This is a genomic window from Parolsenella sp. LCP21S3_E11 (genome assembly GCF_052118165.1).
GTDB lineage: Bacteria > Actinomycetota > Coriobacteriia > Coriobacteriales > Atopobiaceae > Parolsenella.
On record NZ_JBQKHS010000005.1, the window covers coordinates 79,645 to 103,398 of the forward strand.

Genomic DNA, 23,754 nt, shown 5'->3' on the forward strand with positions numbered 1-23,754 from the left:
CGAGTAAAAGGAGCAGAACATGGCAGAAACCTTCGTCGTCAACGAGAACGACTTCGAGTATCGCTTCGGTGATTCCGGCCCCAAGTACCTCATGAAGGGCCCACGCATGAACTACGCGCTGGTACAGTTCCAGCCCCACCAGAACTTCCAGGCTCACCATCACAACATCATGGAGGAGAACTTCTTCATCCTCGAGGGCAAGGTCGACATCGTGGTCGACGGCATCGTTCACACGCTGTCCGCCGGAGACTTCATTCACATTGGCCCGGGTGAGGTCCACTTCGTGAACAACCCGTATGACGAGCCCATCAAGATGGTCTCCACCCTCGCCCCCTTCCAGGAGGTCGACAAGGTCGAGGACCCGAACCCCGAGTTCTAGAGACATCGTGCCCGACACGAAAACCTCGTGTTCGGTAGAATATTCTTCTGCTCGGAGGAGTGGCAGAGCGGTTGAATGCGGCGGTCTTGAAAACCGTTGGGCGGCTCGTTCGTCTCGAGAGTTCGAATCTCTCCTCCTCCGCCATTTGACGTGCAAGCGGGGCAGCGATGATAGTGTCGCTGCCCCGCTTTTGCTTACCTTAGAATGACCAGTGCCGCGCCGGACCAAAACCGAGCCGGTCCACGTTCGCCCGCCATGGCACCTGGGTATACTCCACACCAAGCGTCGCAGGAAGCGACATTACTGCAAGGAGACACCGTGCCCGCCATTATCGTCATCGTCGTCATCGCGATTGCCGTCGCGCTCTTCTGCATCAAGATGAGCAATGACATCGTTCGCGCTTCCAATCGCTGTGACAATGCCTGGGATCAGATTAATGCTCAACTCAAGCGCCGCGCAGACCTCATTCCCAACCTCGTCGAAACCGTCAAGGGCTACGCTTCGCACGAATCCGGCACGCTCGAGGCCGTCATCGCCGCCCGCAACGGCGTTGCCGCCGCGGCCACGCCCGAGGATGTCATGGCCGCCAACAACCAGCTCTCCGGCGCTCTCCGCCAGCTCTTCGCCCTCTCCGAGAGCTACCCTGACCTGAAGGCCAACGCCAACTTCCAGCAGCTCCAGACACAGCTTGAGGAGACTGAGAACAAGATCGTCTATGCTCGCCAGAGCTATAACGACTGCGTCCTCATGTTCAACAACGCCATCCAGACCTTCCCCGGCAGCCTTTTCGCCGGCGGCCGCATGCCCAGGAAGGGCTTCGAAATCTCCGAGGCTGACGCCACCGCACCCCGGGTGCAGTTCTAGTCTCACCCACATATAAGCCGGAAGCCCCCATCCCATCTCGTCGCATTCTCGCGCTTTGCGCTCGAAAAATGCTCCTCGATGGGATGGGGCCTTCCTCTATGTTGTCGATACGTTTCCCTTAGCTTCTATTTTCAACTTGCCCTTAAGAAGCGAATGAAAGCACTCTAACGAGCGCGGCGGGGCGAGGGGAAGGTTGAGAGGCATTCCCCGCCCGCTCTTAAGAAGCGAATGGAAAGCGCTGCAACGGGCGCCGAAAGGGTGGGGGAGGGTTGAGGGGCATTTTCGCAGCGCGCAACGCGCGCAAGTATGCCCCGAGGCCCTCCCCCACCCTTTCGGCTTGGGATCCGTTAGCAGCCGGCCATGATCTGGATTCCGGCGCTGCAGCCGAGACGGTCGGCTCCGGCCTCAACCATGGCGCGGGCCTCATCGGCGGTGTGGATGCCGCCGGCAGCCTTAACCAGGCAGCGGTCGCCCACGGTCTTGCGCATAAGGGCGACATCGGCCACGGTGGCGCCACCGGTGGAGAAGCCCGTGCTCGTCTTCACGAAGGTCGCTCCAGCCTCGACGGAGAGCTCGCAGGCCTTGACCTTCTGCTCGTCCGTGAGCAGGCAGGCCTCGATGATGACCTTCACGCACTTGCCGTCAGCAGCCTTCACGACAGCCGCAATGTCGTCGCGCACAGCGTCGTACTCGCCATCGAGCAGCCAGCCGACGTTGATGACCATGTCGACCTCGTCGGCGCCCGCCTCGACGGCAAGGCGAGTCTCGGCGGCCTTGGCCTCGGTCAGCATGGCGCCGAGGGGGAAGCCGACGACGCAGCACGTGTTAACCTCGCTGCCGGCCAGCTTCTCGTGGGCAAGCGGTACCCAGCAGGTGTTCACGCAGACAGAGGCGAAGTTGTACTCGAGAGCCTCGTCGCAGAGCTTCTCGATTTGAGCGCGCGTGGCATTAGCCTTCAGCAGCGTGTGGTCGATCATGCGGTTAAGTTCCATGGTTCCTCCTTTGCTTAGCGCCCGCAGGCGCTCTGTCTACAAAGCGAGACACGCCAAAGGTGTGCCTGGCTTCAAAGGCAGATCTGCTTTGCCTTGCTGAAGATTGGCGCGCGACCAACCGCGAGATGACTTTTGTAGCACCAGAGTTCATATCCAAATGAAAGGCCCGGGCCGCCGCCAGCTTTCGCCACGCGACAGCACCGGGCCCGTTCCTCTGGAAAGGATTCCATCAAATTTGATGGTGTGCGCCCATGGGGCGCGGAGATGCCTACTGCTCGAAAGCAGCGACCAGCTTCTCCTTGAGCTCGTTCTTGTCAACGATGTTGGTGAGAACGACCTTGCGCTCATCAGGAACACCCTTGATGAAGTCGGCGAGGTCACGGCCGACGACGAAGAGGTCAGCCATCTCAGGGGTGACGTCGGAGGTGGTGGTGTGACCCACAGTGACGTCGCTCTTGCCAAGCTCCTTGAGGACGCTCTCGATGTTCATCTGGACCATAAGGCTGGAGCCGAGGCCAGAACCACAAGCGCACATAATGCTGCGGACTTCCATGTTTCCTCTTTTCATATCGCGATTGGCCGGAGGGCCAGCCGCTTGTTGGCGATACGCGGATGCCCGCGCATATCTGATATTACCCAATTGCGGGGCCGAAGCCGCAGCCCCGACCCCGCAACCGGTAAGTGACACTATTTAAGGGTTGGACGGATAACACGAGCTAAAGCGCTATGTTGGTCGCCAACCCTCCGCAGCAGATGCTACTCGGCAGCAGCAGCCTTGGGCTTCGGGGCGACGAAGTTGTAAACAATCGGCACGACGAAGCAAAGGAGGCAGATGACGAACAGCGGCATGCCAGGGGCGGCCTGGGCGAGGTTACCGAACACGATGCCGAGCCAGGAGAAGTCAGCGTCGGAGAAGGTAGCGGAGGTGAAGCCCAGAGCCGTGAAGACGGGCATGCAGATGGCAGGCAGGAAGGTGATGAGCAGGCCGTGGACGAAAGCACCGGCGACGCAGCCCTTGAGACCACCCTCAGCGTTGCCGAAGACACCAGCGGAAGCGCCGCAGAAGAAGTGCGGGACGACGCCGGGGAGAATCAGGGCAACGGGAGCGAGGTTGGCGTCGACGGCCATGAGGATGAGGAGGCCCACGATGCCGCCAACGAAGGAGACAAGGAAGCCGATGATGACCGCGTTAGGAGCGTACGGGAAGCAGACCGGGCAGTCGATGGCGGGGACGGCACCAGGGACGAGCTTCTCGGAGATGCCCTTGAAGGCGGGGACGATCTCGCCGACGATCAGACGGACGCCGGAAAGAACGATGTAGACGCCACCAGCGAAGGCCATGCCGGACTCGAGGGCCCAGACGATCCAGTTGGTCGTGGTCTCGGTGCCGACGTTGAGGAGGACGTTGAGGTTGGTGAACTGCGACGGGTCAGCGTCGAGGATGCCGTTAGCAACGGCAACACCGGTCACGATGAGGAAGAAAATCATCATCGTGATGGAGATGGCGACGGTGGTGTCACGCAGGAAGATGAGGCGCTTCGGGAAGTTGATGTCCTCGGTGGACTTGCTGCCCTTGAAGAGCTTGCCGACCTGGCCGGCGATGGCGTAGCCGATGCCGCCGAAGTGGCCGAAGCCCACGGCGTCACCAGCACCAGTCACCTTGCGGAAGGTGGGCTGGCAGTAGGCCGGCGAAAGAACCATGATCATAGCGAGGACGCAGCCACCGCCGATGATGAGCATCGGGCCCTGGAGGCCACCGATGCTGAGCACGACGGCGAGCATGCAAGCCATGTACAGCGTGTGGTGACCAGTGAGGAAGATGTAGTGCATGCGAGAGAAGCGGGCAAGCACGATGTTCAGGACCATGCCGACGCACATGATCAGAGCGGAGTCAGAGCCGAACTGGGTGAGAGCCATGGAAACGACGGCCTCGTTGTTCGGGACGACGCCCTGCATGTGGAAGGCGTAGTTGAACAGCTCACCGAAGGCGAGCAGGGAACCGGACTGCAGGTAGCTAGCACCAGCAGAGAGCACGAGGAAGCCGACAACGGTCTTCACGGTGCCCATGACAATATCCTCGATAGCCTTGCCCTGAAGGGCGAGACCCACGAGAGCAAGGAGGCCGACTAGCAGTGCCGGCTCGGACAGAATGCTGACGATAAAGTTAATAACAGCCATTCTTTCCTTCCTTTCCTTCCAACTTACTTCCTATACATGCCGCGGTTCGTGGCTGCGGACACTACGCGCGGCGCGATCGCCAAAATCAAAAAGTTACGCCTCGGCAGGGGCGACGAAATCGGCGTAAACCTCATCCGCGTCCTTGGCCTCGGCAATCTTGGTGATGTTGGCGGGATCACTGAACATAACGGCGAGCGAGCGCATGACCTCAATGTGAGAGTCAGCGTCCTCGGCGGCGAGCGTCACGAGAAGGCGGACATCCGGGCCCTCCTCCTTGAAACGGACGGGCTCGCGAAGCACGGTGACGGCAAGCTGCTGCTTGATGACGCCCTGCTCGGGGCGGGCGTGAAGAAGAGCGAGATCGGGGCAGATCACGAAGTAGGGGCCAAACTCCTTGGCGTTCGAGATGATGCCGTCGATGTAGTCGCTCTTGACGTAGCCCTGGTCGACGAGCGGCTGCACCGCGACGTGGACGGACTCCTCCCAATCAGAGACCTTCTCGATAATCTGCACGTTCTCGCGCTTGAGCATGTCCTCCATACCGGCCATGGACAAACCCCTTTCTGCACTAAAAAGGCATAGTTCCATTCATATTCTTCACCGATTGTACACGACCGGAGAGATTTGGACTTCTGATTTCCTGATTTTTCCTGTTTTGCCCGTCCTACTTCCCGCTTACGGTAGGTATTTGGCGGCGAACGGTAGGATCAGCTTTGCTCAATAATCGATTCGTTGCACCTTCTGCTTGAGTAAGTAAAGAATTTTACCTCGTGTTTTGCAGTATCGAGGCATTGCGTTGGGGACATCTAGCATATTTTCTTTAGGTATGGGCGATACGATTTCGGCCCTATTATGTAAGTCAAAGCATCATTAGTCCGCCCCCACCCCACCGGAGTCTACGTTGTCCCCGAAAGAGCGCCGCAAAGAGATCATCAGCATTGTGAATTCCACGGGCTTTGCCACCGTGGACGATCTTGCTAAGCGCTTTGCCGTCAGCGTCGACAGCATCCGCAAGGACCTCAAGGCCCTTCAAAAGGAGGGCAAGATCAAGCGCGAGTACGGCGGCGCCCTCAAGGTCGACGGTCCGGTCGCGCAGACGCAGCCACACGACAGCGTGGCGGAGACCGTGGCTCTCCAGCGCGATGCCGAGGACGACGGGCGTCGAGCCGTTGCCGCCCGCGCTTTCCTCGAGATCAACGATGGCGATGCGATTTTCCTGGGCGTCTCTCGCACGAACCTCTATCTTGCAGACATGATCGCCTCGAGCGACAAACGCCTTATCGTAACCACGAACATGATTGACGTCCTCCCCCGCCTCGCCAGGAACCCCAAGGTCACGGCACTTGCTACGGGTGGCTACCTCAACGTGCACCTCAACGGTTTCACGGGCCCCGCCACGATCAGCCTTCTCGAGCCACTGCTGTTCTCTAAGGCGTTCATCGGTGCCTGCGGCGTCGATCTCGCCAAGGGCGCGGTGCTCGCGACCTCCGTCGACGACGGTCGCGTCAACGAGCAGGTCCTCAAGAACGCCTCCTACTGCTTCCTCCTTACCGAGGAGGGCAAGTTCGCCGTCCACAGGGGCTACCGCTACGCCTCCGCGTCCGACTTCAGCGCCATCATCACGGACTCCACCAACCGCGACATCCTCACCGCCATCGCCTCCACCGGCACCCCCGTCCTCTGCTAGCGAATAGCATCCCAGCGCATCGCGCCTCATGCGAAGCGGAAAGCAACCACCCTTCGCACCCATCTCAACCAGCAGCTAAAGAGTCGATTTAACCACCCGTGAGCACCCGCGGCCACACACGGGGGGTGATGGGCCCGCGAAGACAACGGACCAGCCAACAGAGATACAAAAGGCGGGCGACCATCGTTGCCTGCGAGTTCTTCGCCGCAGGCGAAGCTGTCTGAGCAGGAAATGATGGCCGCCCGCCGCCGTTGGGAATCCGTCAGCTAGGGCCCGTTGGGAATCCGTGATCTACGCCCTCAGCGTGGTGCGGCCGTAGTTCTTCTCCCACGAAGCGGTGAAGTCGTGCACGGCACCCACGGTGCCCGGCTGGTCAATCATCGAGTTGAGGATCGCCGGCGGGAAGGTGATCGCCTGAATGCCCGCGAGGATGAGCTCGTGCACCTGGTTGGTGTTGTGCAGCGACGCGGCCATGACCTTCGTGTCGAGGCCCTGCACGGCAAGCATCTCGATGAGGTCCGCGACCTGTTGGATGCCGTCGCCGTAGTTGGACATGCGGTTCACGTAAGGCGCAAGGTAATCAGCGCCGTTGAGGGCAGCGAGGAAAGCGGACTCGGGCGAGAAGATCGCCGTGGCGAGGACGCCGAGGCCCTCGTTGTGGGCATCCTTCACGGCCTTGAGGCCATCGCGGGTGACGGGGATCTTGGCGTAGGTGTTCTCCGGGCGAAGGCCGTTGATGTAGCGGGCCTCCTCCATGATTCCGTCGTAATCCTCGGAGACGACCTGGACGAAGAGCTTCTGGTCCGGGCGGAGATACTCGATGATCTCGGGGAGGACGACCTCGGGGGTCTTGCCGCTACGCGTGATGATCGTGGGGTTGGTGGTCACGCCGTCGACGTTGAGCAGGGCGTCGAGCTTCTTGATCTCGTCGAGGTTGGCGGTATCGATGATGAGTTCCATAAGCAATCCCTTCGACTGACCGCGTGCGGTCGTTTTTTGCGAGGCCGTCACGCGCAGCGCACGCTTCCAACCTTCGCACGATTCCTTTTGCGACGCCTCGCGACGACGCCATTCTCTGCGCTCAGATTACTTCGGGCTGTATTGATTTGCAAGCACTTTCTCTTATTCTGTCGTAGTTTGTCCGTATTCGGCAGAATTTGGATGGTATGATTTGGGCGCAAGCTACGAACTCGAACAAAGTGGGACGGAAAGCGGATGTTTCTCGAAGCACGCCAAGAGGTGATAGCCCGGCTCATCGAGCAGGAGGGTCACGTCACCGTCTCCGCCCTCGCGGAGAAGTTCGACGTGACGGAGGATTGCATCCGCAAAGACCTTCGCAGGCTTGTCGCCGAGGGTCGCTGCCGCAAGGTCTACGGCGGAGCCACGCGAATTGACCCCGAGGTAAACCGCGTCGTCGCGGAGCGCGTCGACCTCCTCCGCCCAGAGAAGCAAGCCATCGCCGCAAAGGCGTTCGCGATGCTCAAGCCCAGGCAGACCGTCTACCTCGACTTCTCCTCTTCGAACATCCTCCTCGCCCAGCTCATAGGCGCGAGCGACCTCTCGCTCACCGTCGTCTCGAGCTCCGTTGACGTGATGCGTGCCGCCAGCTCCGGCACCAACGTGCGCACCTTTTGCCCCGGCGGCTCGTATGACGCGGAGTACAACGGGTTTGTCGGCAACCTCGCCGCGAGCGCGCTCGACCCGTACCGCTTCGACGCCGCGTTCATGGGTGCCGTGGGCATCGAGGCCGAGGCTGGCGACGTGCTCACACTCGATATGGAAGACGTCCCCGCCAAGCAGGCCGCAATGGCCCGCGCCGAGGTAAACGTGCTGCTCTGCGACACAGACAAGCTCGGCCACGCGGGGACCTACCGCTACGCCACACTCGACGACTTCGACCTCGCCATCTGCGACGAGGTCCGTCCGGACGCCGTCGAGCGCCTCCGTGCCTCAGGCCTCACGGTGATGTAGCGCCGAGACGTGGCCGACGCGCGGTACGGCCAGGCCGACTGCCATCGAGACCTACACTTTCTCGAGTTATGGCGTCGCACGCGAGCCAATAGCTCGAGAAAGTGCATGTCTCGGCGCACCAGCAGGTCTCGCGCAGCGTCGGGCGAGCGGTCACCGGGCGCAGCAACACGCGGCCGACGTTGGCTCGCCCGTCGCCAGGTCGCACCGCCGCCAGGTTGCACCGCCGGCGTGCCCGCTGGCTCGCCCGCTGCCGGATCGCCCGCCGCCGACTTGCTCGCTAGCCCTTGCGCTTGAACGGCGCCATCGCGAGGCCATGAAGGCCGCGGGAGACCTCGATGTAGGCAGGGTGGCAGCGCTTCTCGAGCTCGCGCACCACGGGCTCGAGGCTCGGCGTGGCGAACAGCACGGAGGTGGGAACGATTCCAACACGATCCCGCGCGGCTTCGCCCTCGTAGGTGACATACACCCAGGCAGGCGTCTTGACCTGGAACCTCTTGTCGATGTCCTCCACGATGCGGCACGAGAAGCTCTCGTCACCCGGCACGAATACCTCGGTCTCGAACGCGCAAAGACGATGCGGCATCAGGCAGATGTCGCGCGCCTCGCCCAGCTCCTCGATCTTGTCGATGCGCGCGAGGGCGATCTTTCCGCGGCGCACGCGAAGTGCCACGAGCACGGCCTCCGCGCGCACGGCAGCGAAACGCAGCATCAGATAGGCAACGGCTGTCGCGGCAACGACCATCAGCAGCGCGGAGATTGGACCACCCTTCGGGTCCGCATAGATGCCCGGAAACACCGCAAAGATCGCGATAGCAAGGGCCGCGATGATCACAGCCGCCACAATCCCCATCCTACGCTGCGCAAACCTATACATATGCCTTCTCCCGGATACAGACGGGGCGCCGGCCACGCCGACGCCCCACCAGCTCAAATCAACATTGCCAAGCTCGTCGCCCCACCGCGCCAGGAAGTGGCGCTCGGACGCGGAGCAGAAGACACTCTAGCAAAACCTACTCGAAAGGCATGATCTTCGAGATGGAAGCCGTCTTGGACTCGCAGATCTTCCTGAAGTTGTCGAACATGGGGTGCTTCTCCCACTTGTGGAGGTCGGTCGTCGCGCGATACGCCAGGATCTGGAACAGCGGCAGTACGTAGAGCGGCATGAGCAGCGGCTCCTCGATATCCTCGGGCAGGCGCAGCGCATGTGCATCGTCGACCTCGGGGTTGTTCGTGACCACGAAGACGCGGTCGCTCACACTGTGGGAGGCACGGGCGAGCTGGACGAGGCGATCGGACGTCTTGCCGAGGTCATCGATGAAGAACAGCGTGTAGTTGGGCGTAAGCTGCAGGTTGGGACCGTGGTTGAACTCCTCCGCCTCATAGGCGAAGCTCGGAATCTGGATGGTCTCGCCAATCTTGAGGGCGCCCTCGCAGGCGATGCCATAGCCCTGGGCGAAGCCGCAGGAGTAGGCGACCGTCATCGAAGTGAGCGCAGCCTTGTTGCGGTCATAGAACTCGTGGACCTGCTTCTGGAAGGCAACGTGGCGCTCGGGGCACTTCTCCATCTCGGCGATAACCGCATCGTGGGCCTCGGCGGAGACGACGCCGCGCTTGGCACCGGCCTCGATGGCGAACAGCATGAGGAACTCGGCGAGCGTGGTCACGCCCTTCGTGACGTATCCCACGTACTCCTCACCCACACCATAATCAACGAGGACGTCGGCGTGGTCCTTGAAGTCAGACTCGAGGTTGCCGGTAAGGCCAACGGCCTTGCGGCCCATCGCGCGAAGCTTGTCGAGCGCCTCGATGGAGTTGGTGGAGCAGCCGCTCTGGGAAACCACGAAGACGAAATCGTCCTCCGCGAGGCGATCCTTGTAGGCGATGAACGTGTTGGGCGGCACAACCTGCACGTCAGCGTCGAGGTACTTCATCATGAACGGCTTGGCGCACTGAGAGGCGTTGGAGCTGGAGCCGCACGCAACGATCCAGATGTTGTGGTAGCCGCCGTCGACATAGGCATCGACGAGGCCGCCGACGAGCGCCTGGCGGTTCTCGATGTTAGCGGCGAGCTGAGCCGGAGTCTCCTCGATGTAGGTGAGCATAGTTGGACGGTTCTCTTCGGACATATCCATTCCCTTCCCTTGGGGCCTAAGTTTGGCCTGAAGGACAAAGCGCTACTTAGATGTCGTCATCCTCGTCGTCATCGTCGTTGGCGCCCGCGGGCATCTCGAACTTCACGAGCGAGGCGTGGCCGGAGGCAATCGCAGCGTCCGCAAGGGCATCGACGGAGTCAAAGCCGGCGCGCGTGAGATGCGTCTCGACAAGAAGCGGCAGGTTGGTACCAGCGATGACACGGACGTCGTCGCGACCCTGCGCAAGCACCACGGCGGCCTTGAAGGGCGACCCGCCGAGAAGGTCGCAGCAGACGAGAACGCCTTCGCAGCCGGCAAGCTCATCGAGCGCCGCCGTTAGCTTCGCAGCGAGGTCCTCAGTGGTGTCGCCGTCGGGGAAATCGACGGCGACGAAGTCGCTCGGCTCGCCGCCGAGAAGGGCAAGCGCGCTCTTGAGGCCGGTCGCGAAATGGCCGTGGCCCGTGACGATCAAACCGATCATTTGGACTCTCCAATCCTTCTCTTGAGATACTCGAGAATTTCCTGGTGCGTATCGAATGCCAGCGTAGCGTCGCGGTCGCTGATGTTGCCATGCGTCTTGCAAAGGGCAACCACCTCAGCGCCCGCTCGCCTACCGGCGGTGATGCCATATTCGGAATCCTCCACGACAACCGCCTCGCCCGGCTGGCAGTCAAGCTCGCCAAACGTGTGGAGGTAGATCTCTGGGTTGGGTTTGGACTCCTCGAAGTCATCGCCCGTGACGACAGCGTTAAATGCATGCCCAAGCTCGCACTCGTCGAGCATCTGGCGAATCTCCGGCATGGAGCTTGAGGAGGCAAGGCCAACGGCGATACCCTCCTCATGCAGCCACGCGAGAAGCTCGCGGATACCGGGAATGAGAGCTTCGCGATAGTCAATAGGGCGTGCAGCGAAATACGCCGTGACGGCAGGCGCAATCTCTTCCGCAGTCTCGTCGAGGTGCTTGGCGATGGTCATGTTCTGAATCTGGGTCGTGCAGCCGTACATCGCGTTGCGGTCTTCCTCGGTGAGCTTGGTAGCACCACGGCTCGTAAGGAAGTCATCGATGATTGCGAGGTAAAGCGGCTCGGACTCGATGATCACACCATCCATGTCAAAGACGACGGCACGAACCTCGCCATCGCGCGCGGCATGGCCAAAGGCACCTTCGACCTGGCACATCCTCGCGGCGTGCGCGGCGGCGGCAAGCGCGTCCTCAAGCCGGCTCGTCTCAGGCAGGGCCGCGCCTCGACGCCAGCCCCTCTCGACGAGGGAGGTCACGAGCGCCGTCACGAACGAGTCGCCCGCGCCCATCGTGTCCACGGCGTCGCCCGCAGCAGCGACCCCATGGACCCGCCCTCCGTCCCAAGAGAGAAGCGGCGGCAGGCTACCCCTTGTAACAAGCACGGGGCAATCAAACTGCCAGCTGGCAAGAAACTCGTCAATGACCGCCTGGTCGGTGCCGCTCATCGAGAACTGCGCCAAATCGATATGGGGGGCTATCTTGGCGAGGTTCTCAGGCGTACGGTACTTGTCCTTCTCGCCAAAGTCATAGGAAAGGACGCCCTGACGCCCGTCGAGCAGGGGCAGCCAATCGTCGACCTTCGCGTTACAGCTCGTGAGGATAGCGTCGAACCCGCAGGCGTACTCAACGGCAGGGCCGCTCGGCACGGGAGCTCCCGGCCAGGCCTCCCCCAGCTCAACGCCTTTGAAGTGGCGCTCGCCATCAATGCGGTCCTGATGGCAGACCTTGGTCGTACCGCCGGGGACGATCTCGCAGGCGCTCGCGTCCACGCGCTCTGCCTTGAGCGTGCCGAGCAGGCGCTCTCCCCAGAGGTCATCCGCCACACGGCCAAGGTAGCTGGCCTCGTGCCCGAGGCGCGACGCACTCACGGCAACGTTCACGGCGTTGCCGCCGGGATAGGCGATGCCGAGGTTGTCGTAGGAGTCGAAGACGTTGTCTCCCAGGCCGAGGACCTTCATTAGTACTCCAGCTTGCGGTAGTAGCGACGGATGTCGAGCGAGTGGCCGGTAACGTCCTCCATGTTCTTGGAGATGCGCTGGAGGGCGGCGTTCATCACGACGGGGCCAAGCCAGTGGCGGGTCTCGGCGGAAATACCGGGCATGTCAAACTCGGCGGCGTCGATGACGGTGAGCTCATCGGTGACCTTCTCGGCGAAATCCTTCACGCGAAGATCCAGGGCGCGCGTGGAACCTTCGCCCACGAGCAGTGTGAGGGGCACGTCCTTCTCGAGGAGCTCGAGTGTGCCATGGAAGAACTCGGGGCTCGAGACGCTCTTGGTGCGAATCCACTGGCTCTCCTCGAGCACGCACATGGCATAGGCGTAGCAGGTGGGCCAGATGTCACCAGAGGAGACCCAGATGTGATAAGGCGCGTCGTGATAGCGCTCGCAGTAAGCGCGAGCTCGGGCATCGAACTGCTTGCGCACGGAGACGAGACCCGGAACGAGGTTGGCGAGCTCGTCGGCAAAGGTGGAATAGGCGTCGAAGCAGCCGGCGTTGTGAAGCAGGCGGCCCAGGAACAGGTAGACGATGAGTTCCTGCGGACGACCATCGCCGTAGACGAAGCTGAAGTCAGAGACCTCCTCGAGCGGAGAGTCCGCCTTGCCGATGACGGAGAAGATCGTGCAGCCGCGCTCCTTGAGCCAACGGGCGGCGGCGAGGGTCTCGGCGGTGTCGCCGGACTTGCTGGTCATGAGAACGAGGGTCTTCTCGTCCACCATGTTGCAGCCGGTGAGCACAAGCTCGGCGGAGAGGACGGAGCGCCAGGGGATGTCGCTCAGCTCGTCAATCATCGCGGAGAACGGAGCGAGCATGGCCTGTGAGCCGCCGGAGGAGGAAATGAGAATGCCGGAGAAGCCCTTCTCGGTGACGGCATCCGCCATCGCCTCGATCTCGGCGCGGCGGCTATAGATCGCCTCGCCCTGGGCAAGGATCGTCTCCTCGTTGAATGTGACCATTTCTGCCATGGACCTTTAACCTCCAAGGTAGTTAACGTATTTGCAGAAGGGTGCACGCGAGCGCTTCCGGATGCGCCCGCACGAGCAAGGCCGATGCCCCATCGGTCCGCCCTGCGACGGCTCGCCCGAGACGGGGCGTCGCAGGAAGGACCCCACAGGGAGGGACCCGAAGGTCCCTCCCCTAACCAGGGTGTTGCTAGACCGGACTACATCCAGCCCAGGAACGACATAAGGATGCCGAACGCGATGATTCCGAGAATGATCGCGATGACGTTGACCTTCTTCTTGAAGAGCCAGTAGATGAAGAAGACCAGGGCGAGCGGGAGCATGTTGGGCAGCACGCCATCGAAGACGCTCTGCACCGTGGTGCCGCCGATGCCGAAGACGAGCTCCTCGCTGAAGGCGAGAGAGACGTAGGACGGGATCAGGCCGCCCACGACCATCGTGCCGAGAATGCCAGCAGCCTCGGTGACGTACTTGGTGTTCTCGCTGATCTTGTCGATGAACTTCGAGCCGAGGTTGTAGCCGAGCTCAGCGAACCAGATGCGGGAAATGGCCGAGAAGCCCCAGATGAGCATGTAGAGGATTGGGCCGAGCGGGGAGCCGTTCTGGGCGAGGGAGCAGCAGATGGCGGCAGAGATCGGCAGGAGGGTGAACCAGAAGATGGCGTCGCCCAGGCCGGCGAGCGGCCCAAACAGGCCGTTACGGATGCCGGCGATGAGCTTGCGGTCCTCGTGCTTCTCCTCCATGGAGAGGATGAGGCCCATGAGGAAGGTGCCCATGTGCATCTCGGTGTTCATGAACTCCATGTTGTAGGTCATGAACTCGACCATATCCTCCTTGGAGTCGCCGTAGAGCTTCTCGAAGGTGGGCATCATCGACATGGTGAAGCCAGGGGCCTGCATGCGCTCGAAGCTGAAGCCAGACTGCATCGCGATGGAGCGGATGCCGAGCTTGTAAAGATCGTTGCGGGTGAGCTTGCGCTCGGTGGTCTCGTTAGATGTCGTCATCGTCGTCGCTCCCATCGGTGTCGCTGTGCGAGGAGGTGGCGAGGGCAATAGCGTCGTCACCCTTCTTCTCATGCACGAAGTTGATGTAAGCAAGGCACACCGCGGCAATGGCGATGGGCAGGACGTTCGGGAGGTTCATGAACGTGGCCATGATGAAGCCGAGGAACAGGTAGGCGATGTTGCTGCTCTTGAGCATTACCATGAGCAGGAGGCCAAGGCCGACCGCGGGCAGGATGCCGCCAGCAACCTCAAAGCCGTGGACGAGCCAGACGGGGAAGGTGTTGACGAAGGCCTGAAGCGGAGCCTGGAGGGCGAAGGAGCAGAGGAACGCGAGCAGCGCCACGGCGCCAGCCTTCAGGATGAGGGCGCCCCAGACGGTGCGGTTGAAGGCCTTCGCGTCGCCAGCCGCGGCGCAGGCGTCGCACTTGTGGGCGACGGAGACGTACACGGTGTTGAAGAAGATGCCGAGCCACTGCGCGAGGAGGGCGAACGGCAGGGACAGGCCGAGGGCCGCCTCAGCAGACTGGCCGGTGGTCTAGGCGATGACCACGGTCATCAGGCCGGCCATCAGCGGGTCGGGCGGGACGGTTCCGCCGACGGTGAGCAGGCCGAGATAGCTCAGCTCAGCCACGGCACCGCAGGCGATGCCTAGCTGCATGTCTCCCAGCATGATGCCGGCAAAGAACGACACGACCAGCGGACGGAACCAATAGAACGCCTCGAAGACCTGGTCTAGCGCACAGATAAATGCGACGAGCGCGAGAAGCAGGCCTTGTACAAGGGTAATCTCCATGCTTTCCTTCCTTTCTTCCAAACAGACACGTGCAATCGTCTAGCTACGCAGGCATCGCCTCCTAAATCTCGGTCTTGCGGTCGGTGGGGAGAATCTGGATGAAGAGGTCAACGCCAGCCGCCTTGATGGCGTCGAAATCGGCGAGGTCCTGATCGTCCACATAGACGTGAGACTCGTGGTAGACGGTCTTCTTGCCGTCAGCGTGCATGTTGCCAACGTTCACGCTCTTGATGGGCACGCCACCCTCGACGAGCTTGCGAACGGCCGCGGGATCATGGACCACGAGCAGGATCAACTTCTTCGGGGTCTTACGAGAGAAGACGTCAATGGTGTGATCGAGCGTGAAGAACTTGATGTCGCAGCCTGCGGACTCCGCCGTCATCTTCATGAGCTGCTGCTGGACCTTGTCCTCGGCCGCCGCGTCATCAGCAACAATAACGAGATTAGCGCCGGTGGCGCCCACCCAGGCGTTTCCCACCTGGCCGTGGACGAGACGGTTATCGATGCGCGTCCAAACGATTCCTGCTTCTGCCATGATGCTCTCCGTTCTCCCTGGTTAGTTCACCGGGTGCTTTCGCACCCCTCACAGGACAATATATGCCCAGCGGGACCCTCGTCCCTGCACGTCACACGACTATCGAGAACGAGGTTGATGACGATGCTTGCTACGATCATCATGGCGCCTATGAAAGCGAAGCGCCCGAAGGATTCGCCAAAGGCGAGAAATGCCCAGGTCGGCGCGAGGATGACCTCGCTCATGCAGATCATGTTCGCACTGAACGCAGGAACACGGCGAATGCCGCGGGCGTAGAAGATGCTCGAGATTCCAGAGCACACGATGCCCTGGCCAAGCATGAGTGCCCAGTTCATAGGAGAGACGGTTGGAACCTCGGGCGCGACGACAAGGAAGCCGAGCGAGGCCACGGCAAACCCCACGAGCGAAGAGGGCATAGGAAGGGCGCCCGGCTTGGCGTTCATGAAGAACGCAAGGCCAAAGAACGCGCCCGAGACGATTGAAAGGAGATTGCCCAACATTCCCTCGGCCGTAAGCTCATCAAAGAAGAACAGCAGCATGCCGGCAAACGCCATCAGCACAACGCCGATCTTCGAAGCGCGGGGGAAGTGACGGCGCTCGATCGACTCGTAGATGATGACGAAGATCATCGAGCTGTACTGCAGGACAATCGCATTGCCCACGGAAGTGAGCTTGTTTGCGAACACAAACGTTACGCTCATCACGCAGTTCGCAAGGCCAACGAGCACAGCGCGCTTGGTGAACCTGAGAGTGGGACGCACGACGACGAGAAGAAAGAGCAGCCCGGACAGCGAGGCCACGGCAGAAGTAAGCCATGCGGAGCACGCGTTAGACCTCGTGAAGAGTCCGACGAAGCTCCAGCACAGCGCCGTAAGGAAGAGATCGGCGTAGCCACCCGTCCTGTCTTCTGCCGTCAAGTTCGCCATCTTCACCTCGCCCCCGCGTCTGTCCGCGTCCTTCATCGCTTTACGCGTTATCCAAGCGCGTCTCGAATCGTCTTGAGTGTCGTCTCGATTTGTTTCCAACTATTGCATGCGACTATTTCCATTTGCAAAACGTCATATATCGTTATAACGACAGATTCACCATAGACACCGCGGAGCCATGTGACCAGCTGAACGGGGCGAACGGTATAAGACTTCCGGCAAACGTTATATATCGTTATATTCGTTATCGATAACGCTGGGTGGAGAAAAGCCCTGGACGTCGCGATGCCCAGGGCCTCTGCGCGGCTTTCAAGCTCGCTGCTAGATCGCGAGTTTTGAGTGCGAAGGTGTGGCGGGGTCACACGATACACCGCCGCTAAAACGCGAAGGTGCAGCGAGAGCCCACGACGCGCCGTCGCCAGAACGCAAAACGCGCCGTCGCTGAAACACGAGGCGCGGAGTCGCTAGAACGCGAAGGTGTAACGGGACCCCACGACGCGCTGAACGCCCATGTAGAGAGGCTTCTCGTCCTGATCGTTGTATTGCGCCGTGAACACGAAGAGCGGCTCGCCGACGGATACGCTCAGCACATCCGCGAGCGCGACGTCGGCACGAGTGGAACTGATTCGACACTCGCCCACCATGTGGGGAACTTTGCCGGCCTTCTCCTCAATCAACTTGTAAAGCGAAATGCCACCGAGCTTCGCATCTACGAGGAACTCGAACCCCGCCCTCGGAAACACGTTCGTCTCGATCATGATGGGCGTCGAGTCTGCAAGACAGACTCGCGTGAAAGAGATAACCTCGTCGCCCTCGGAAAGGCCGAGGAACGCGCACTCATCCGGAGCTGCCTCGCGAACGCAGTGCTCTGTCTCGATTGATCCGGGAGTGTAGCCACTGTTGCGACAAGCCTCGCTAAAGCTCTGGACCTCGAGGTCCGTCCTGTGCTGCACCATCATGAGATCGCGCGAGCTCTTGACGAACGTTCCGCGCCCCTGCTGCTTCACGAGGTATCCAGCCTCAACGAGCTCGCTCACGGCACGACGAACGGTGATGCGGCTCACGCCGTACTGCTCGCCCAGCTCGGCCTCGGTGGGAATCTTGTCGCCGACCTTATACTTGCCGGAATCGATAGCGTACTTGATATTACCAACAACCTGCAGGTACAAGGGCATAAGCGACGATGTCATCACTTGCTTTGCCATACGTCCCGTACCTCCCGGTTCCGTTTGATTGTCGTGCCGCCCACGCAACAATGAAGTGTTCGACACGCCGCCGGGGCACCGCCACGCCCCCAACGAGACGCTTGTCCAGCGGCATGCATCTGTCCTTTTATAGTAACGCCTAACCAGCTAGAACACTTTTCGGACAATAACATCGCTAGTCTCGCACCGCTCGCCGAGAAGAAGCGACGTGCCGGCTTTAATACGTATTGTAACGTTATAAGGTGGCTGTATTCACGTGTCTCTTCGTCGATAGGAGTGCTCCATGACCAAACGCTATACGCTCGATGACTTCGCCCGCCTCTTCGACCACACGAACCTCCAGCCGGACGCCACCGACGCCGACATGCGCAAGCTCTGCGACGAGGCGCTCGAGAATCACTTCTGCATGGTTGCCATCAACTCTGGCCAGAGCGCTCGCTGCCACGCCATGCTCGAGGGAACCGACATCCACGTTGGCGCCGCGATTGGCTTCCCTCTTGGCCAGACCTCCATTGCCTGCAAGACCTTCGAGACCAAAGATGCCCTCGCCGCCGGCGCAGACGAGATCGACTACGTGGTTAACCTCACCGAAGTCAAGGAGGGCAACTGGGCCTACGTGACCGAGGAGATGCGCTCGATCGTCGACGTCTGCCGCGAGGAGACCGAGCGCCGCGGCGTCCTCGTCCCCTCGAAGGTCATCTTCGAGAACTGCCTGCTCACGCACGACGAGAAGCTCAAGCTCTGCGAGATCGCGCGCGAGGTCGAGCCCACGTTCGTCAAGACCAGCACCGGCTTCTCGACGGGCGGCGCCACCGTCGATGACGTGCGCCTCATGCGCGAGAATGTCGGTCCCAACGTCAAGGTAAAGGCCGCCGGCAAGATCCGCGATGCCGAGACGATGCTCGCCATGGTCGCCGCCGGAGCCGAGCGCATCGGCGCTCGCGCCAGCGTAGCTATCATGGACGAACTCCGCCAGCGATTCGCCGCCGAAGGCCTCGACTACCTCGAGATCTAGCGCGTTGCGGGTCGCGCCAGGCTGCCGCCGCACGCGGGCCGCAGCCTGCGACCTGTTCGTCGCGCGCGACCCGCACCTGCCCGCCTCCTGCCGCTTGCAGCCTGCACCGACCCGCCCGCCCGGGTGGCCCGCGACCGACACCTCGCGTCCGCCCGGGCCCGCCCACACGCGCCGAGACATACACTTTCTCGAGCTATAGCGCCGATTCGGCTTCGACATCTCGAGGAAGTGCGTGTCTCGCCAACCACCTTCGCCGCAACGCGCTTTCAACGTGCCACTCGCGGAATCCGATACGCATCCATCAGCCTCTTGAAACGCCCCTCGTCCATCACGTCCTCGTAGCGCAGGCGCATCACCTCGACTCCGTGCGACGTGAGCAGCGCTTCGCGCTGGCGCTCGTCGAGCAGGACTCTGAGTGGAGTCCTTCCGACAAGCATCTCGGGGTCCTCGTACTTGCACTTGCCATCGAGCTCAACAACGACCAACCTCTCGCCGCATCGAATTAGCATGTCGGCGCGATACGTGTGCCCGGGCTCAAGCGGATTGGGAAACTCAACCTGTAGCTCTGGCTCCTTGTAGCCAAGCTCAATCATGCGCGCACGAACCATAGACTCCCCGCCACTCTCCGCGCGGCCGTCCATACACTCGAGGACGCGACGAGCGTTTCTGATTCCCCTCGATCGACCGGCGCCAACAACAAGCCTCGCGGACTCGCTCCCCTCCATCAGCTTCATGTGGAGTGCCGAGTCCGCCATCGCCAGCGACTCGTCAAATGGCAAGCAGCGGACGCAGTCGAATACCGTTTGCACTGGCGAAGCAACAAGCAGGCCCGAAGCTCGCCAGACGGTATCGGAACCCAAACGAGGCAACATACGGATGCCATTTCGCTCGCCACAATGCGCCTCCGAAGGCGCCGCGATCTCGATTGGCAGCCCTTCGAAATCATGGCGCGCGTACGTCATGGATAGACCCAACGCCATAGCAGCCGTCATCCTGCAGAAAACCCAATCCGGATGCTCGCGCGCGAGCGCACGCGCGACATGAAGGTGCCTTTCGATCGGGCTCAAGTCCGCCCAGTAAGACGTGCGGGCATAGAGGCCTCGCCGCACCCGAATAACGCCGCCGTTCTTGGTCCTCACGCCAAGAGCCGAGGCGAGCCACGGAGCATCCCCGGCGAGGCAACGCCCGTCTCGCTCCGCAAGCTCAAACAAGCCGTTGAGCCTTTCGCTGACACGCCGCTTTTCCCGAGTGCTACTCCCCATGAACGCCCCCTCCGCATCGTATGGGCAAGAGCATGGATGGAAGAATCACGACAAGCTCGAGAAAGCGAAAAAAGACCCGCGCGTTCAAACGCGAATCAGACAGCAACCCAACACGTTTTGGCGATTATATGCCAAACGAATTCAAACAAGAGGGCGGGCACCACGATAAGCTGCGACAACGTTAGGGTGTACGATGTTAAAACTGGCCGGCCGCACCAGCGAGATTCATTAGTGTCCGCCTGACTGCACGCTAGCAAACGAGAAGCCCCTCGAGACATGCAAGTATTCGAGTTATTGAGGGCGAATCGGCCCCACATCTCGAAAAAGTGCATGTCTCGGCGAAAGAACGAGAGGGACGGCCGCGCGGGAGTCGGCGCAGCGCAGCGGCGCCGTTGGCGGCCCGACAGCGCGGCGGCTCGGCTGCGAAAGCGCCGCTAGTAGCCCATGGCTTGCAGCACGAACATCACGACGGTGAGGATTGCGACGACGACCACGATGAACCAGGTCAGCGTGGTCCAGAGACGGCTGTTGGCGTAGGCACCCATGACGTGACGGTCATCGGCAATGCGCACCATGAAGACGAGAAGGACCGGCAGCAGTACGCCGTTGATGACCTGCGCGACCATCATGATGCCGAAGAGGTCCACGTTGGGCATGACGACGACAAGCGCGGAGAGCAGCGTAATCGCCGTGACCATGCCGCGATACGCCGGGGCCTCGGCCCAGCTCTTGTCCTGACCGCGCTCCCAGCCAAAGGCCTCGCACACGGCGCTCGAGGTGATGCCCGGCAGCACGCACGCGGCAAGGAAGCTCGCGCCCACGAGGCCCACGCCAAACAGGACCTCGGCATACGGGCCGGCAAGCGGCGCCAGCGCGCGGGCAGCGGCCTCGGCCGAGTTGACCTCGATTCCCGCCGGGTGCAGCACGCTACCCGTGCAGACCACGATGAAGAAGGCGATGAGCTGCGCCACCACGGCACCGCTCACGGTGTCGATACGCTGATAGGGAAGGTCGTCGGCGTCGCAGTTCTTCTCCACGACGTTACCTTGGCCCATAAAGATCATATACGGCGAAATAGTGGTACCGATGTTTGCCACCAGCAGGCTCACGTATGCGGGCGTCACGTTGACCTGCGGCAGGAACGTGGATTGGAGCACCACGCCCCAATCCGGCCCCACCATGAAGCTCGCCGCGACGTACGTCACGAACACGCAGCCAATAGCGAGGAGGATCTTCTCAATGCGCTTGTAGGACCCGCTCATGCCCAAAAGCCACACTGCGATGGCGGCAATGGGCACGCTCACGATGGGCGGAACGCCAAACAGCTGCATACCGGAGGCAATGCCCGCGAACTCAGACAGCGTAACGGCCGTGTTGGAGACGATAAGGGCAAGCATCGCGAACGCAGAAAGGCGCACGCCATACTGCTCGCGAATGAGCGCCGCAAAGCCCTTGCCCGTGACGCAGCCCATGCGCGCGGCGGTCTCCTGCACGACGATGAGCAGGAAGCACATCACCGGGATACTCCACAGCTGCTCATAGCCAAAGACGGCGCCGGCGTTTGAGAAGGTCGCCACGCCGCCGGCGTCCATGCCGGCGAGGGCGGTCAAGAGACCCGGTCCCATCGCGCCGAGAACGAGCGCCGCCTTAAGCGGCTTGCGGATGGGCGAGATGGTGGAGGTGTCGGCGCCCACGGCTCGGACACCTCGAAGGTTACGCCACGCTTTGAAGGACCTCACGCGGCATCTCCCCCTATGCAGTCACGTTGGTTCGCCATGTTCGCTATCCCACGATTGGCGTGGTCAGCAGGAAGGCCACCACAACGAACACGACTAGGGCGATCGCTAAAGCGGCGATCTGGAGAGCCAGGCCACTCGTATCCGCACCATTGGCATCACGCTGACGGAGGATCTTGAGGTACGCGGGCGCCGTGGCGAAACTCAGTACAATCACGACCGCAGCCGCCTCGAAGCCGCGAAGCAGCTCAAACACAACGGCACCAAGGCCCTCGCTCGCGGTCGAGAGAACGCCGTTCACGCCCACGACGACGAGAAGAACAATGGCGGCCCAAACCACACCGATCGCGAGACCCTTGACGGCAAAGCCGCCGATGGACGGCGCGTCCTCGTCATCCTCGTCATATTCGATGAAGAAGCCGGTCACGTAGCGAATCATCTCGCTAGCCGCAACGAGCGCGACGGGCGCACCCACAGAGATGGCAATGCCAATCTCCGGGCCGAGAAGAAGCGCGAGCGCAAGACCGGCAATCGTCCAGAAGAAGAACCACATCTGGTTGCGGAGGAAGCGCAGGAACTCGCCCGAACTCTCGCCGGAATCAGAGGTGTTGGTCGAGCCGCCCGCAATGCGCAGGTCCTCCTCGTGCTCTTCCTCGAGAACGTCGAGCGCGTCATCGACCGTGACGATACCGAGAATCTTGCCGCTGTTCTCATCGACGACGGGCATAGCAAGCAGGTTGTACTTGGCGATGTTCTCGGCGACGTCCTCCTGATCGTCATCCGGCCTGGCGGTGAGAACCGCGTCGTCACTGGCAAGTTTGCCAATGGTGTCCTCGGGCTGCGAGACGAACAGACGGCGCACGGGGACGACCCCGGCGAGCTTTTCCTCGTCATCGGTCACGTAGATGTAGTTGACGGGCTCGAAGTCCTCCGGGAGTGCACGCATGCGGTCGACGACCTCGGCGACGGTGGTGTCGCGCGGCAAGGCAACGAACTCCGAGGTCATGATTCGACCCGCGGTGTCGTCCTTATAGCCCAGCAGCTGTCGAATAGCGCGCTGCTCCTTGATGCCCATGAGGCGCAGGAGCTTCTCGGCACGCTCATAGTCGAGCTCTCCCACGAGCTCGGCGGCGTCGTCTGGGTCCATCTCGGACAGCATGCGCGACGCGTCGGCGTCTTCCATGTTGTCCATGATCCTCGCGGCCATCTCGTCGTCATCGAGCTCCGCGATTGCCTCGGCGGCCTGGGCGTCATCCAGCTGGGCGAAGACCTGACCACGCAGACGCGGGTCGAGCTGTTCGATGATGTCCGCGACGTCAGCGGGGTGCAGGTCATCGAGCGTCTGGTGCGAGACAGAGAGCTTCACACTCGAAAGGTCGCGATCGATGAGGTCCATGTAGTTCCACGCGATGATCTTCTCGGGAATCTCATCACCGAAAGCGTGGGCAGCGCGAACGGCCAGGCGCTCGAGGGCGGGAGACAGCGCGCGGAGGATGCCACGAGCGCCCACCTCGGCACCAAGGAGGCGCAGCTGGCTCTGGCTCGTGTCGGAGAGCTTGAGGTCGTTCACGCGGACGACGCGCATGCCGCGCGTGTCGACGATCTGTTTGTTGAGGAGGTCGCGCGCGATGAGGACCTCGTCCGGCTGCAGGTAGGAGAAGCGGATATCCGTCGCGGGAACCGCGAGCCTAACCTCGCCATCATCAAAGGAGTCGACGTACTTGCGCCACGAAATCATGAACGGCGTCTTGCCGGGGCCGCGGAATGCGAGCGAGGTAACGCGGGGGAAGACCTCGCGCGTGGCGATGCCGAGGTCGTTGACGACGCCGATCTTCTCGCCGTTGGCGTCAAGAACTGGATTTCCCAGAAGCTGGGACAGATAAATCATTCGTGCTCCTTCGCGCTTGCGATCAAAGCGATCGCAACCTTAGCCACCCGCGCGAGACGCTCTCAGGCGACGGCGCCGAGGCTCGGACACCCCATGCGGCGCGTCCGTTTGAAGCACGTCACACGGGGTCATCGACTCACAGGTCGAGGTTTCATCAATGACCCTTCTCTTTGGATAGGGGCGCGGCGAACATGCCGCACCAC

General features: G+C 61.6%; 22 protein-coding genes, 1 tRNA gene and 1 pseudogene. 6 read left to right on the plus strand and 18 right to left on the minus strand.

Annotation, left to right across the window (positions count from 1 at the left end):
* Positions 1–19: 19 nt before the first annotated feature.
* The 3 genes from ACTQ1Z_RS06055 (at position 20) to ACTQ1Z_RS06065 (ending at position 1,243) form a co-directional block, all read left to right on the plus strand.
* Positions 20–379, plus strand: coding sequence for a cupin domain-containing protein (locus ACTQ1Z_RS06055; protein WP_441859580.1), 360 nt, complete (start codon positions 20–22; stop codon positions 377–379).
* 53 nt (positions 380–432) lie between these two features.
* Positions 433–523 (plus strand) — tRNA-Ser (locus ACTQ1Z_RS06060).
* 174 nt (positions 524–697) lie between these two features.
* Positions 698–1,243 carry a LemA family protein gene (locus tag ACTQ1Z_RS06065; protein ID WP_320679189.1) on the plus strand — a complete coding sequence of 182 codons (546 nt, stop codon included), beginning with the start codon at positions 698–700 and terminating at the stop codon, positions 1,241–1,243.
* A gap of 347 nt (positions 1,244–1,590) precedes the next feature.
* Here the strand turns inward: ACTQ1Z_RS06065 and deoC (ACTQ1Z_RS06070) are convergent, their stop codons facing one another.
* From deoC (ACTQ1Z_RS06070) to ACTQ1Z_RS06085, 4 genes are all read right to left on the minus strand, one after another.
* On the minus strand, positions 1,591–2,235 hold the full coding sequence (gene deoC, locus ACTQ1Z_RS06070) for a deoxyribose-phosphate aldolase (protein ID WP_320679353.1): 645 nt from the start codon (positions 2,233–2,235) through the stop codon (positions 1,591–1,593).
* Positions 2,236–2,503: 268 nt separating this feature from the next.
* Positions 2,504–2,788 (minus strand): PTS sugar transporter subunit IIB, encoded by a 285-nt coding sequence (locus ACTQ1Z_RS06075; protein ID WP_320679352.1) that lies wholly within the window; start codon positions 2,786–2,788, stop codon positions 2,504–2,506.
* A gap of 203 nt (positions 2,789–2,991) precedes the next feature.
* Positions 2,992–4,413 carry a PTS ascorbate transporter subunit IIC gene (locus tag ACTQ1Z_RS06080; protein WP_441859583.1) on the minus strand — a complete coding sequence of 474 codons (1,422 nt, stop codon included), beginning with the start codon at positions 4,411–4,413 and terminating at the stop codon, positions 2,992–2,994.
* A gap of 93 nt (positions 4,414–4,506) precedes the next feature.
* Entirely contained in the window at positions 4,507–4,962 is a 456-nt protein-coding gene (locus ACTQ1Z_RS06085) for a PTS sugar transporter subunit IIA (RefSeq protein ID WP_293814788.1), read from the minus strand.
* A gap of 352 nt (positions 4,963–5,314) precedes the next feature.
* Here ACTQ1Z_RS06085 and ACTQ1Z_RS06090 point away from each other — a divergent pair, with 352 nt between their 5' ends.
* Positions 5,315–6,100: a DeoR/GlpR family DNA-binding transcription regulator gene (locus tag ACTQ1Z_RS06090; RefSeq protein ID WP_441859585.1), complete on the plus strand. Its 786-nt coding sequence runs from the start codon at positions 5,315–5,317 to the stop codon at positions 6,098–6,100.
* 291 nt (positions 6,101–6,391) lie between these two features.
* Here ACTQ1Z_RS06090 and ACTQ1Z_RS06095 read toward each other — a convergent pair whose 3' ends face one another.
* A complete protein-coding gene (locus ACTQ1Z_RS06095; RefSeq protein WP_320679347.1) occupies positions 6,392–7,060 on the minus strand; it encodes a transaldolase family protein in 669 nt (222 codons plus the stop codon).
* A 255-nt stretch (positions 7,061–7,315) separates the two neighbouring features.
* Between ACTQ1Z_RS06095 and ACTQ1Z_RS06100 the strand changes: the two genes are divergently transcribed.
* Positions 7,316–8,071, plus strand: a complete 756-nt coding sequence (locus tag ACTQ1Z_RS06100; protein ID WP_441859587.1) for a DeoR/GlpR family DNA-binding transcription regulator — start codon at positions 7,316–7,318, stop codon at positions 8,069–8,071.
* A gap of 277 nt (positions 8,072–8,348) precedes the next feature.
* Here ACTQ1Z_RS06100 and ACTQ1Z_RS06105 read toward each other — a convergent pair whose 3' ends face one another.
* The 10 genes and pseudogenes from ACTQ1Z_RS06105 to ACTQ1Z_RS06150 all read right to left on the minus strand — a co-directional run bounded on the left by ACTQ1Z_RS06105 (position 8,349) and on the right by ACTQ1Z_RS06150 (position 17,650).
* Complete coding sequence (locus tag ACTQ1Z_RS06105) at positions 8,349–8,945, minus strand: hypothetical protein (protein ID WP_441859589.1); 597 nt, start codon at positions 8,943–8,945, stop codon at positions 8,349–8,351.
* Positions 8,946–9,081: 136 nt separating this feature from the next.
* Complete coding sequence (locus tag ACTQ1Z_RS06110) at positions 9,082–10,197, minus strand: SIS domain-containing protein (protein ID WP_441859591.1); 1,116 nt, start codon at positions 10,195–10,197, stop codon at positions 9,082–9,084.
* A 52-nt stretch (positions 10,198–10,249) separates the two neighbouring features.
* Positions 10,250–10,684, minus strand: coding sequence for a PTS galactosamine/N-acetylgalactosamine transporter subunit IIA (agaF, locus tag ACTQ1Z_RS06115; protein ID WP_441859593.1), 435 nt, complete (start codon positions 10,682–10,684; stop codon positions 10,250–10,252).
* Positions 10,681–12,183, minus strand: a complete 1,503-nt coding sequence (locus tag ACTQ1Z_RS06120; protein WP_441859595.1) for a PfkB family carbohydrate kinase — start codon at positions 12,181–12,183, stop codon at positions 10,681–10,683. Before ACTQ1Z_RS06120 ends, agaF begins: the two co-directional genes overlap by 4 nt.
* Positions 12,183–13,190, minus strand: a complete 1,008-nt coding sequence (locus ACTQ1Z_RS06125) for an SIS domain-containing protein (protein WP_320679339.1) — start codon at positions 13,188–13,190, stop codon at positions 12,183–12,185. Before ACTQ1Z_RS06125 ends, ACTQ1Z_RS06120 begins: the two co-directional genes overlap by 1 nt.
* Before the next feature lie 197 nt (positions 13,191–13,387).
* A complete protein-coding gene (locus ACTQ1Z_RS06130; RefSeq protein WP_293814802.1) occupies positions 13,388–14,191 on the minus strand; it encodes a PTS system mannose/fructose/sorbose family transporter subunit IID in 804 nt (267 codons plus the stop codon).
* A pseudogene (locus ACTQ1Z_RS06135) lies at positions 14,178–14,984 on the minus strand (PTS mannose/fructose/sorbose/N-acetylgalactosamine transporter subunit IIC). The gene ACTQ1Z_RS06130 and the pseudogene ACTQ1Z_RS06135 overlap by 14 nt, the downstream one beginning before the upstream one ends.
* A 61-nt stretch (positions 14,985–15,045) precedes the next feature.
* Positions 15,046–15,519 (minus strand): PTS galactosamine transporter subunit IIB, encoded by a 474-nt coding sequence (agaB, locus tag ACTQ1Z_RS06140; protein WP_320679337.1) that lies wholly within the window; start codon positions 15,517–15,519, stop codon positions 15,046–15,048.
* A 26-nt stretch (positions 15,520–15,545) separates the two neighbouring features.
* On the minus strand, positions 15,546–16,445 hold the full coding sequence (locus ACTQ1Z_RS06145) for a DMT family transporter (protein ID WP_414153555.1): 900 nt from the start codon (positions 16,443–16,445) through the stop codon (positions 15,546–15,548).
* 464 nt (positions 16,446–16,909) lie between these two features.
* On the minus strand, positions 16,910–17,650 hold the full coding sequence (locus ACTQ1Z_RS06150) for a GntR family transcriptional regulator (RefSeq protein WP_441859599.1): 741 nt from the start codon (positions 17,648–17,650) through the stop codon (positions 16,910–16,912).
* Between the two features lie 283 nt (positions 17,651–17,933).
* Between ACTQ1Z_RS06150 and deoC (ACTQ1Z_RS06155) the strand changes: the two genes are divergently transcribed.
* The gene (deoC, locus tag ACTQ1Z_RS06155) at positions 17,934–18,665 is read left to right on the plus strand and encodes a deoxyribose-phosphate aldolase (protein ID WP_441859601.1); all 732 of its coding nucleotides are present in this window, start codon (positions 17,934–17,936) and stop codon (positions 18,663–18,665) included.
* 266 nt (positions 18,666–18,931) lie between these two features.
* On the opposite strand, the gene ACTQ1Z_RS06160 is transcribed toward deoC (ACTQ1Z_RS06155), so the two are convergent.
* From ACTQ1Z_RS06160 to ACTQ1Z_RS06170, 3 genes are all read right to left on the minus strand, one after another.
* On the minus strand, positions 18,932–19,420 hold the full coding sequence (locus ACTQ1Z_RS06160; protein WP_441859603.1) for a hypothetical protein: 489 nt from the start codon (positions 19,418–19,420) through the stop codon (positions 18,932–18,934).
* A gap of 941 nt (positions 19,421–20,361) precedes the next feature.
* Complete coding sequence (locus ACTQ1Z_RS06165) at positions 20,362–21,552, minus strand: Nramp family divalent metal transporter (protein ID WP_320679354.1); 1,191 nt, start codon at positions 21,550–21,552, stop codon at positions 20,362–20,364.
* Positions 21,553–21,709: 157 nt separating this feature from the next.
* Entirely contained in the window at positions 21,710–23,551 is a 1,842-nt protein-coding gene (locus ACTQ1Z_RS06170) for a magnesium transporter (protein WP_441859604.1), read from the minus strand.
* Between the last annotated feature and the right edge of the window lie 203 nt (positions 23,552–23,754).